The sequence below is a fragment of the Vibrio sp. Isolate22 genome (assembly GCF_022398115.1).
In the GTDB taxonomy this organism is placed as follows: Bacteria; Pseudomonadota; Gammaproteobacteria; order Enterobacterales; family Vibrionaceae; genus Vibrio.
On sequence record NZ_JAKEUW010000095.1, the window covers coordinates 1 to 9,211 of the forward strand.

Sequence of the window (9,211 nt, forward strand, 5' to 3'; positions counted from 1 at the left end):
GGAGGTATGGTGGGCACAAGTGCAAGAAAGTGGAATTAAGCCATTGAAAGAGTTCGCACGAAAACTGAGGCCTTATCTTCACGGTATTATTGGATCGGCAAGTTATCCGCTCAACACCTGCACATTGGAAGGGATAAACAACAAAATAAAGTTAATCAAGCGAATGGGGTATGGGTATCGAGATACAGACTACTTCTTCTTGAAGATAAAAGCGGCTTTCCCCGGAAAGCCGCGATGAACCTTTTTTTTGGCTTGTAGATTGGAGAAAGAGGAAGTGGGTGGTGAGGAATAGGCTTCCCTTTAAACTAATGAGCCTATCAGCTACAACAACGGCCTTTTTCAACATTTTCAGAATCTAGTGCAGCCAGAATCGAACAATGGCTAGCGTTGTCATCTATGTGGCCACAACACGCATCGTTAATCTTTTTAAGCGCAGTGCGAATCTTGGTTAACTCAGTAATCTTCTCATCAATCATCTCCAACTTGGCGGTGGTGATGGACTTCACTTCGGCACAGCTATGTTGCGTCGCTTCCAAGCGAATCTCGAGCAATTCTTTAATCTCACCTAAACTCAGCCCCAACTCTTTAGATTTGAGAATAAAGGTCACCTGTTTTTGGTTATTTTCATCATATAGGCGATAACCCGATTCACTACGGCTCGCTGGAGCAATCAAATTATTTTTTTCATAAAAGCGTAAGGTATCGGCTGTCACACCGCATCGTTTCGCTAATTCACCGATCTGAAACATGTTTTCCCTAATCCTTCGTCCATTTCACAATTAACCTTATCGTTACTTTTTAGGCTGAAATGGCACTTTTCATAATTATTTTTGAGATGCCAAACGATTGCGCGAGCTTTTTTGTAATAAATTAGTTAGAATCTGCGCCATCAAATTTGGAGTTGGTTATCTTATAGCTTAATCGTAAGACTAACCTCAAAGGTCTTTACCAAAACTGGCCAATATTTTATCTCTTACTGGAATCTAGAATAATCCATGTTGAGAAGATAGAAACAAGTTCTTTTTTGGCAAATATCTTTATTTTAACCCCATGAATTTGAGGAAGATGGAAGCATGAATAACGCTCGTCCAATTCGCCGCGCTCTAATCAGCGTATCAGACAAAACTGGTATCGTTGAATTTGCACAAGCTCTTGCTAACCGTGGTGTAGATATCCTATCTACCGGTGGCACTGCTCGCCTGCTTGCTGAAAAAGGCATCTCTGTTACAGAAGTATCTGACTACACTGGTTTCCCAGAAATGATGGACGGCCGTGTTAAGACTCTGCATCCAAAAGTTCATGGTGGTGTTCTAGGCCGTCGCGGCCAAGACGATGACGTGATGGAAACTCACGGTATCAACCCTATCGATATGGTTGTTGTAAACCTATACCCATTCGCAGAAACCGTAGCTAAAGAAGGCTGTACGCTTGCTGATGCCGTTGAGAACATCGACATCGGTGGTCCAACAATGGTTCGCTCTGCAGCGAAAAACCACAAAGACGTAACTATCGTTGTTAACGCTCACGACTACGACCGCGTTATCGCTGAAATGGACGCGAACGAGAAATCTCTAACACTAGAGACTCGCTTCGACCTAGCTATCGCAGCATTCGAACATACAGCTTCGTACGACGGTATGATCGCTAACTACTTCGGCACTATGGTTCCATCTTACGGTGAGAACAAGGAAGGTGATGAAGAGTCTAAATTCCCTCGCACGTTCAACCAACAGTTCGAGAAGAAACAAGACATGCGCTACGGTGAGAACAGCCACCAAGCAGCAGCATTCTACGTTGAAGCAAACCCTGAAGAAGCATCAGTTTCTACTGCTCGTCAAATCCAAGGTAAAGCTCTTTCTTACAACAACATCGCTGACACAGATGCAGCACTTGAGTGTGTGAAAGAGTTCGACGAGCCAGCATGTGTGATCGTTAAGCACGCTAACCCATGTGGTGTAGCACTAGGTGAAAATATCCTAGAAGCTTACGACCGTGCGTTCAAAACAGACCCTACGTCTGCATTTGGCGGCATCATCGCATTCAACCGCGAACTAGACGCAGCAACAGCAACGGCTATTACTGAGCGCCAATTCGTTGAAGTTATCATTGCTCCTTCTGTTTCTGCTGAAGCAGTAGAAATCGTAGCGGCTAAGAAAAACCTTCGCCTACTTGAGTGTGGTGAGTGGACAACTAAGACAACTGGCTTTGACGTGAAGCGCGTTAACGGCGGCCTACTGGTTCAAGACCGCGACCAAGGCATGGTGTCTGAAGATGACCTGAAAGTAGTTTCTAAGCGTCAGCCAACGGCTGAAGAGCTAAAAGATGCCCTATTCTGCTGGAAAGTAGCGAAGTACGTGAAATCTAACGCGATCGTTTACTCGAAAGGTGACATGACTATCGGCGTAGGCGCAGGCCAAATGAGCCGCGTTTACTCTGCGAAAATCGCAGGCATCAAAGCTGCAGACGAAGGTCTACAGGTTGAAGGTTGTGTAATGGCATCAGATGCATTCTTCCCATTCCGTGACGGTATCGACGCGGCTGCAGAAGCGGGCATCAAGTGTGTTATCCAACCAGGTGGCTCTATGCGTGATGATGAAGTTATCGCTGCAGCAGATGAGCACGGCATGGCGATGATCTTTACGGGCATGCGCCACTTCCGCCACTAATTTCCTGTTTATCTAAACGATTAGTAATTATCGAGCCTCTCAACTTTGAGGGGCTTTTAAGAATTAAAGACTTAAGGATTTTAAAACATGAATGTACTAATTATTGGTGCCGGCGGTCGTGAGCACGCACTTGGTTGGAAAGCAGCACAAAACCCAAACGTTGAAACAGTTTTCGTTGCTCCGGGTAATGCAGGTACTGCACTTGAGCCAAAACTTGAGAACGTAAACATCGGCGTTGAAGACATCGCTGGTCTAGTGGCGTTTGCTCAAGAGAAAAAAATCGAACTGACTATCGTTGGCCCTGAAGCGCCATTGGTTATTGGTGTGGTTGACGCGTTCCGCGAAGTGGGCCTGCCAATCTTTGGTCCAACTCAAGCGGCGGCACAGCTAGAAGGCTCTAAAGCATTCACTAAAGACTTCCTAGCTCGTCACGACATCCCAACCGGTTCTTACGCGAACTTCACTGAGATTGAGCCAGCTATCGCTTATGTTCGTGAGCAGGGCGCACCAATCGTAGTAAAAGCTGACGGTCTTGCGGCGGGTAAAGGCGTTATTGTTGCGATGACTCTTGAAGAAGCGGAAGACGCAATCAAAGACATGCTAGCAGGCAACGCATTTGGTGAAGCTGGTAGCCGCGTGGTTATCGAAGAGTTCCTTGAAGGCGAAGAAGCAAGCTTCATCGTGATGGTTGACGGCGCTAGCGTTCTGCCTATGGCCACCAGCCAAGACCACAAACGTGTTGGCGACAAAGACACAGGTCCTAACACGGGCGGTATGGGTGCTTACTCTCCAGCTCCAGTGGTAACGCCTGAGATCCACAACCGTATCCTAGAGGAAGTTATCTACCCAACGGTACGCGGCATGGACGCAGAAGGCGCACCTTACACTGGTTTCCTATACGCTGGCCTAATGATCGACGCTGACGGTACTCCGAAAGTTATTGAATACAACTGCCGCTTCGGCGATCCAGAAACGCAACCTATCATGATGCGTATGGAGTCAGACCTTGTTGAACTTTGCTTAATGGCTATCGACGAGAAGCTGGACGAAGCAGAATCTAAGTGGGATCCACGTGCTTCTATCGGTGTTGTTCTTGCGGCTGGCGGCTACCCTGCTGACTACGCAAAAGGTGACGTAATTTCACTGCCAACAAGCGAAGTTGAAGGTCAAAAGATTTTCCACGCTGGTACTGCAAATAACGAAGCTGGCGATGTTGTGACAAACGGTGGTCGTGTACTTTGTGCTACAGCACTAGGTAACACGGTTTCTGAAGCTCAAGAGCGCGCTTACGCGTTAACGAAGCAAGTGAGCTGGAATGGTATGTTCCACCGCAATGACATTGGTTACCGTGCGATTGCGCGCGAGCAAGAGCAGTAATCATTGTTGTCACTCGCTTACTTTCCAATTACAGCAAGTATATGACAGCAAGCCAAGAATAGAAAAAGGCGCCTAAATGGGCGCCTTTTTTATTGTCCGACATACACATGTACAGACTAATAAGTATTTAGCCTACCGTAGGCCAAATGCTTTTAATGATCTATTCGCTACTCTTCAGCAGTGATGGTCTTGCAACACAATCATGGCTTTCTTCCGCTAACATCAATAGCTCCTCTACAGTGATTTTTCCTAGAGAGTCACTGCCAAGAAACGCCGCATAACTTTCCACTGATGCCAAACGGTTAATCACAAAGTTGGGTAAGGCTTGGTTAATATCGATGCTTGAGAACTCTTTACCCGAGCAAGTTTCGAAAGATTGACCGTTCCAATAACCTTGGACCAATTTGAACCCTTCGTCATTCTGCTTAGCCGTGGTCTCTAAGACCTGTGAGGCTTCTTTCTTATAGGTTTCTAACTGTGACGATCGGATAGGTAGAATTTTGCCAGCAATGCGGTACTGCTGGTACACAGCTTCGCCTGACTTGTTGAAACGTACATGAACACGATATGGGGCTAGTTCATTCGATGCGTTGCGCTGCTCGCCTTCACGGATAAATTCGCGAAGTACACCTTCCGACCAGGCGTAATCCGTTTGATACCAACCGTAATCACCGACGGTAACGTAATCTGCTGATGTATGAGGTTGCGTGAGCTTGTTGGTCACCCAGTAAAAACTTGTCGCGTCGCCCATGACTTGGCCGCCGGTGTAAGTTTCAAATTGTTCTAGGTTTTTGCGAGGGCTTGTTGAAGAGCAGCCAATGAGAAATGTAGATAATAGTGAAACGAGAAGAAATGCTTTTTTCATAAAAACCTGTACCGAGGTGGAATACGACTACCTCGGTACAGTTTAGATTATTTCACTGAATCTTTCAGCGCTTTACCTGCAACAAATGCTGGAACGTTTGCAGCAGCGATTTGGATCTCATCACCAGTTTTTGGGTTACGACCAGTGCGAGCTGCACGGTGGTTTACTTTAAAAGTACCAAAACCAATTAGCTGAACTTGATCGCCATCTTTAAGAGCATCTGTTACACCACCAAGAGTCGCTTCTAGAGCAGCTTTAGCTTGTGCTTTAGAAAGGTCCGCTTTTTCAGCAATAAAGTCGATTAATTGAGTCTTGTTCATTTTAGGTTTCCCTTCTTTGTATTTTTGAATTCAATTCACTCTAAAACATAAATGCCCCATCTGGCAAAGGTTTGTCGCCGATCTTTGACTCTAATGCCGTAGTTTTAGCCATAATATGAGTAATAACTCACAATTTGTTACTGATTTTATTAAGCAAGCCCTTGTTTAAAAGGGGCTGAGCGCAAAATTAATGATGACCTAGCCACTACTTTTTCTCTATAATCCACGCTGAATCGCTGATAAAGCGTACAATTTAATTTAAGGGCAAACATGCTGCTGCTAACTATTTACGTCTCCATCGCCATTGGAGTTTCTTTCATTTGTTCTGTTTTGGAAGCTGTACTTTTGAGTATTAGTCCGAGCTACATCGCTCAACTAAAACAAAATGGGCATCCTGCAGCAGAGTCGTTAGACAAACTGAAAACAGACATCGATCGCCCACTAGCGTCAATTTTAACGCTTAACACCATCGCGCATACAATCGGTGCTGCAACTGCAGGTGCACAAGCAGCGGTTGTTTTTGGTAGCCAATGGTTAGGTGTGTTCTCTGCCGTACTGACTCTAGGTATCTTAGTACTGTCTGAAATCGTTCCAAAAACAATTGGTGCAACTTACTGGCGTCAACTTGCGCCAGCATCGGCAACCGTACTTCGTTGGATGGTATTCTTCCTAACTCCATTTGTGTGGTTCTCAGAGCAAATCACTAAGCGCTTGGCTCGTGGTCACGAAGCACCAAAAATGCGTGACGAGCTATCTGCAATGGCAATTTTGGCAAAAGAGAGCGGTGAGTTTGCAGAAGGTGAGTCGAAAATCCTAAGCAACCTATTAGGCATTCAAGATGTACCAGTGACTCAAGTAATGACACCACGACCTGTTGTATTCCGTGTCGATGCTGAAATGAGCATCAATCAGTTCCTTACGGACCATAAAGACACGCCATTCTCACGTCCGCTGGTTTACAGCGAGCAGAGTGACAATATCATCGGTTTTGTACACCGCTTAGAGCTGTTCAAGCTGCAACAAGCGGGTTGTGGCGAAAAGCCACTAGGTGACGTAATGCGCCCTATTCACGTGTTACTGAACAATCTGCCATTACCAAAAGCGTTCGATCAGATGATGGCTCAACGCCTTCAGCTATCTCTTGTTGTTGATGAATACGGCACAATTCAGGGCATCATTACACTAGAAGACATCTTTGAGCACCTAGTAGGAGAAGAGATTGTTGATGAAGCGGATAAAACGACCGACATGCAAGAGTTGGCGTTCCAACGCTGGGAAAAATGGAAAGAGAAACACGGCGTAATTGAGAGCCGCGATGAAGAAGACGAGTTGGAAGAAGAAACTCAAGCGGATAGCGATACTTCAGATTCGAAGGCAACCGACAAAGAGCAAGCGTCTAAAGAAGAGAAAAAAGACGCTTAATCTGAATTGGTTATCAATAGATACAACAAAGGCTCCCAAGGGAGCCTTTGTTTTTATATGTACTTTGGTTCGATTGCGGACTTATAGAGTAACGCCAATGTTACTTACTGGTTCTTCACGCAGTTCGTGGCGTAAGTCTTTAATCAACTCGATATCACGTTCCGTCGCTTCACGCAGTGGTCGGAAAATGGCCCACTGAACGTCCCACTCTTCACATACCGCTTCGTTTTCTTTCTGATTTTCGTTGGTCACTTCTTCAGCGCCTTGAGCAAACTCAAGCTCAGCAACCGTTTTAACCGACTGTTGGCTTACTTTAATTACAGCTTCAAACATATGCTCGCGGTCAAGCAAACCATGAACAAGCGTTGCCAAACCTTGGCAAGCGTCCATTGCAGGGTAAACACCATAGAAGTCAAAATCGTCTGCGCTAGGAAAAAGTTCTTCAACTTTCTCTAATTGGCGTTCAAAGTTCACCTTCGCCGTTTTAACCGTTAGGATTTCCCAAATACTATCCAAAACATCACGATAGATTCGAGCTTCCGCAAATTCTGTATTCTCACAAAACATGGCATAGTTAGGGTACATACGCTCGCATAGACACGCCATAAAGGTAATTTGTTGCCAAGGTTCTAACTTTTCAAGACGAACCTGCAGTGGATTCTGAAGCATAGTCACTCAATAATTGCAGAAAAAGACAGCGAAAGTGTACTTGATAAACCCTAGGGGGAAAAGGTAAGCCGATGAACAATTTTACTAATAAGCTCTATATTGCTACTGAGCGTGACGATACCTACGTACAACTGATTCTAAACCAAGATTTACCCGACCTAGAAATCACTCAAAATCCAGAGTCTGCAGAGATCGTATTAGCCTCTCCTCCCCTCATCGCTGATCGTCTGGATGAATTTACGCAGTTAGATTGGCTACAAAGTACCTACGCTGGTATCAATAAACTCACTCAGCCCGATCTTCGCCATGATTACACCCTAACTAACGTGAAAGGTATCTTCGGGCCAGCGATCGCAGAGTACGTATTAGGTTATACCATTAGCCACTTCAGGCATTTTTCCCACTACCACCAGCAACAACAGCAACAAAATTGGCAACCTCAGCTTTGTACTGGCCTTACCGATAAAACCATGGTGGTTTTAGGTACGGGCTCAATTGGCAGTCATCTAGCGCAAGCCGCATCAGCCTTTGGTATTCATACCATAGGTGTCAATCGCACTGGCATTCCCCCAAAACATGAAGCCTTTAAAGATACTTTCCACATCAATGAACTTGAGGCTGCTCTCAAGCAAGCTGATATTGTGGTGAACACGTTACCTTCAACCGCTGAAACCTATCAACTGCTCAACCAAACGACTCTTGGTTACTGTTCTAAAGTACTGTTGTTCAATGTTGGCAGAGGTGAAAGCATCGATAATAAAGCGCTATTACTGGCGATTAAAAACCGTTGGGTTGAGCATGCATTCCTTGATGTGTTTGAACATGAGCCTCTTTCTCAAGATCACCCTTTCTGGAAACTGCCACAAGTCACTATTACACCGCACATTGCCGCACTCAGTGAACCGAGACAGGTGGTCGAGCTCTTCGCAGAGAACTACAAGCAGTGGCGAGATGGATTTACCCTAAACCATGTCATCGACTTTGATAAAGGTTACTGATGAGCTCACCATTACTCACCGAGATAAGAAAGTGCCGAGCTTGTGAACCCCACCTTTCACATGGTGCTAACCCGGTAATCCAAGCCCACCCAAATGCACGCTTGCTGATCATTGGGCAAGCGCCAGGTATCAAAGTGCATGAATCCTCCATCCCGTGGAATGACGCCAGTGGCGAGCGATTAAGAGAATGGCTAGGGATAGACAGCGATACCTTTTATGACGAACAAAAGGTCGCGATTGTACCTATGGGTTTCTGCTACCCAGGTAAAGGGAAGAGTGGCGATCTGCCACCACGTAAAGAGTGTGCTGAGCTCTGGCATAAGAAAGTATTGCAGTCACTGCCCAATGTTCAAATGACACTCTTGATTGGGCAGTATGCGCAGAACTACTATTTGAAGGAAAGAGCCACCAAGACACTGACAGAGACTGTAAAAACCTGGCAGGTTTGGGCACCAGAGTTTTTACCACTTCCCCACCCTTCACCACGCAATAATATTTGGCTCAAGAAGAACCCATGGTTTGAAAATGAGGTTATTCCTTACATACGCAAACACATCTCAGAGCATTTGGCCTACCATGATCCAAATGCCCAATGAGCTGCACACAGCCGAAATTAAACGAGTATAGAATTACCAATCTGAAGGCAATAAAAAAGGTTCATCGCGGCTTTCCGGGGAAAGCCGCTTTTATCTTCAAGAAGAAGTAGTCTGTATCTCGATACCCATACCCCATTCGCTTGATTAACTTTATTTTGTTGTTTATCCCTTCCAATGTGCAGGTGTTGAGCGGATAACTTGCCGATCCAATAATACCGTGAAGATAAGGCCTCAGTTTTCGTGCGAACTCTTTCAATGGCTTAATTCCACTTTCTTGCACTTGTGCCCACCATACCTC

Annotated in this window: 11 protein-coding genes; 6 read left to right on the plus strand and 5 right to left on the minus strand. The window is 45.5% G+C overall.

Annotated features, from left to right (window positions below; all coding sequences use genetic code 11):
• Positions 1-238 (plus strand): transposase (locus L1D55_RS25940; protein WP_239916214.1); only part of this gene is annotated, 238 nt, incomplete at its 5' end.
• A 79-nt stretch (positions 239-317) separates the two neighbouring features.
• Here the strand turns inward: L1D55_RS25940 and zntR are convergent.
• Complete coding sequence (zntR, locus tag L1D55_RS25945) at positions 318-749, minus strand: Zn(2+)-responsive transcriptional regulator (RefSeq protein WP_239919380.1); 432 nt, start codon at positions 747-749, stop codon at positions 318-320.
• A 324-nt stretch (positions 750-1,073) separates the two neighbouring features.
• Here zntR and purH point away from each other — a divergent pair, with 324 nt between their 5' ends.
• The gene (purH, locus tag L1D55_RS25950; RefSeq protein ID WP_239919381.1) at positions 1,074-2,666 is read left to right on the plus strand and encodes a bifunctional phosphoribosylaminoimidazolecarboxamide formyltransferase/IMP cyclohydrolase; all 1,593 of its coding nucleotides are present in this window, start codon (positions 1,074-1,076) and stop codon (positions 2,664-2,666) included.
• 87 nt (positions 2,667-2,753) lie between these two features.
• Positions 2,754-4,043 carry a phosphoribosylamine--glycine ligase gene (gene purD, locus L1D55_RS25955; protein WP_239919382.1) on the plus strand — a complete coding sequence of 430 codons (1,290 nt, stop codon included), beginning with the start codon at positions 2,754-2,756 and terminating at the stop codon, positions 4,041-4,043.
• Between the two features lie 160 nt (positions 4,044-4,203).
• Here the strand turns inward: purD and L1D55_RS25960 are convergent, their stop codons facing one another.
• Both L1D55_RS25960 and hupA read right to left on the minus strand, forming a co-directional pair.
• Complete coding sequence (locus L1D55_RS25960) at positions 4,204-4,908, minus strand: DUF1481 domain-containing protein (RefSeq protein WP_105025797.1); 705 nt, start codon at positions 4,906-4,908, stop codon at positions 4,204-4,206.
• 47 nt (positions 4,909-4,955) lie between these two features.
• Positions 4,956-5,228, minus strand: a complete 273-nt coding sequence (gene hupA / locus L1D55_RS25965; RefSeq protein WP_004729753.1) for a nucleoid-associated protein HU-alpha — start codon at positions 5,226-5,228, stop codon at positions 4,956-4,958.
• 270 nt (positions 5,229-5,498) lie between these two features.
• On the opposite strand from hupA, the gene L1D55_RS25970 reads away from it, so the two are divergent.
• Complete coding sequence (locus tag L1D55_RS25970) at positions 5,499-6,650, plus strand: hemolysin family protein (protein ID WP_171369053.1); 1,152 nt, start codon at positions 5,499-5,501, stop codon at positions 6,648-6,650.
• A gap of 81 nt (positions 6,651-6,731) precedes the next feature.
• On the opposite strand, the gene L1D55_RS25975 is transcribed toward L1D55_RS25970, so the two are convergent.
• The gene (locus L1D55_RS25975; RefSeq protein ID WP_004737084.1) at positions 6,732-7,319 is read right to left on the minus strand and encodes a DUF416 family protein; all 588 of its coding nucleotides are present in this window, start codon (positions 7,317-7,319) and stop codon (positions 6,732-6,734) included.
• Between the two features lie 71 nt (positions 7,320-7,390).
• Between L1D55_RS25975 and L1D55_RS25980 the strand changes: the two genes are divergently transcribed.
• Positions 7,391-8,317 carry a D-2-hydroxyacid dehydrogenase gene (locus tag L1D55_RS25980; protein WP_239919383.1) on the plus strand — a complete coding sequence of 309 codons (927 nt, stop codon included), beginning with the start codon at positions 7,391-7,393 and terminating at the stop codon, positions 8,315-8,317.
• Positions 8,317-8,913, plus strand: a complete 597-nt coding sequence (locus L1D55_RS25985; protein WP_239919384.1) for a uracil-DNA glycosylase family protein — start codon at positions 8,317-8,319, stop codon at positions 8,911-8,913. The genes L1D55_RS25980 and L1D55_RS25985 overlap by 1 nt, the downstream gene beginning before the upstream one ends.
• Before the next feature lie 61 nt (positions 8,914-8,974).
• On the opposite strand, the gene L1D55_RS25990 is transcribed toward L1D55_RS25985, so the two are convergent.
• Positions 8,975-9,211 (minus strand): transposase (locus L1D55_RS25990; protein ID WP_239916214.1); only part of this gene is annotated, 237 nt, incomplete at its 5' end.

What these genes read in the sequence shown, in the direction of transcription:
- purD (WP_239919382.1), top strand. Translation starts at nt 2,754, where the DNA reads ATGAATGTACTAATTATTGGTGCCGGCGGTCGTGAGCACGCACTTGGT.
- hupA (WP_004729753.1), bottom strand. Translation starts at nt 5,228, where the DNA reads ATGAACAAGACTCAATTAATCGACTTTATTGCTGAAAAAGCGGACCTT.
- L1D55_RS25980 (WP_239919383.1), top strand. Translation starts at nt 7,391, where the DNA reads ATGAACAATTTTACTAATAAGCTCTATATTGCTACTGAGCGTGACGAT.
- zntR (WP_239919380.1), bottom strand. Translation starts at nt 749, where the DNA reads ATGTTTCAGATCGGTGAATTAGCGAAACGATGCGGTGTGACAGCCGAT.
- L1D55_RS25985 (WP_239919384.1), top strand. Translation starts at nt 8,317, where the DNA reads ATGAGCTCACCATTACTCACCGAGATAAGAAAGTGCCGAGCTTGTGAA.
- L1D55_RS25975 (WP_004737084.1), bottom strand. Translation starts at nt 7,319, where the DNA reads ATGCTTCAGAATCCACTGCAGGTTCGTCTTGAAAAGTTAGAACCTTGG.
- L1D55_RS25960 (WP_105025797.1), bottom strand. Translation starts at nt 4,908, where the DNA reads ATGAAAAAAGCATTTCTTCTCGTTTCACTATTATCTACATTTCTCATT.
- purH (WP_239919381.1), top strand. Translation starts at nt 1,074, where the DNA reads ATGAATAACGCTCGTCCAATTCGCCGCGCTCTAATCAGCGTATCAGAC.
- L1D55_RS25970 (WP_171369053.1), top strand. Translation starts at nt 5,499, where the DNA reads ATGCTGCTGCTAACTATTTACGTCTCCATCGCCATTGGAGTTTCTTTC.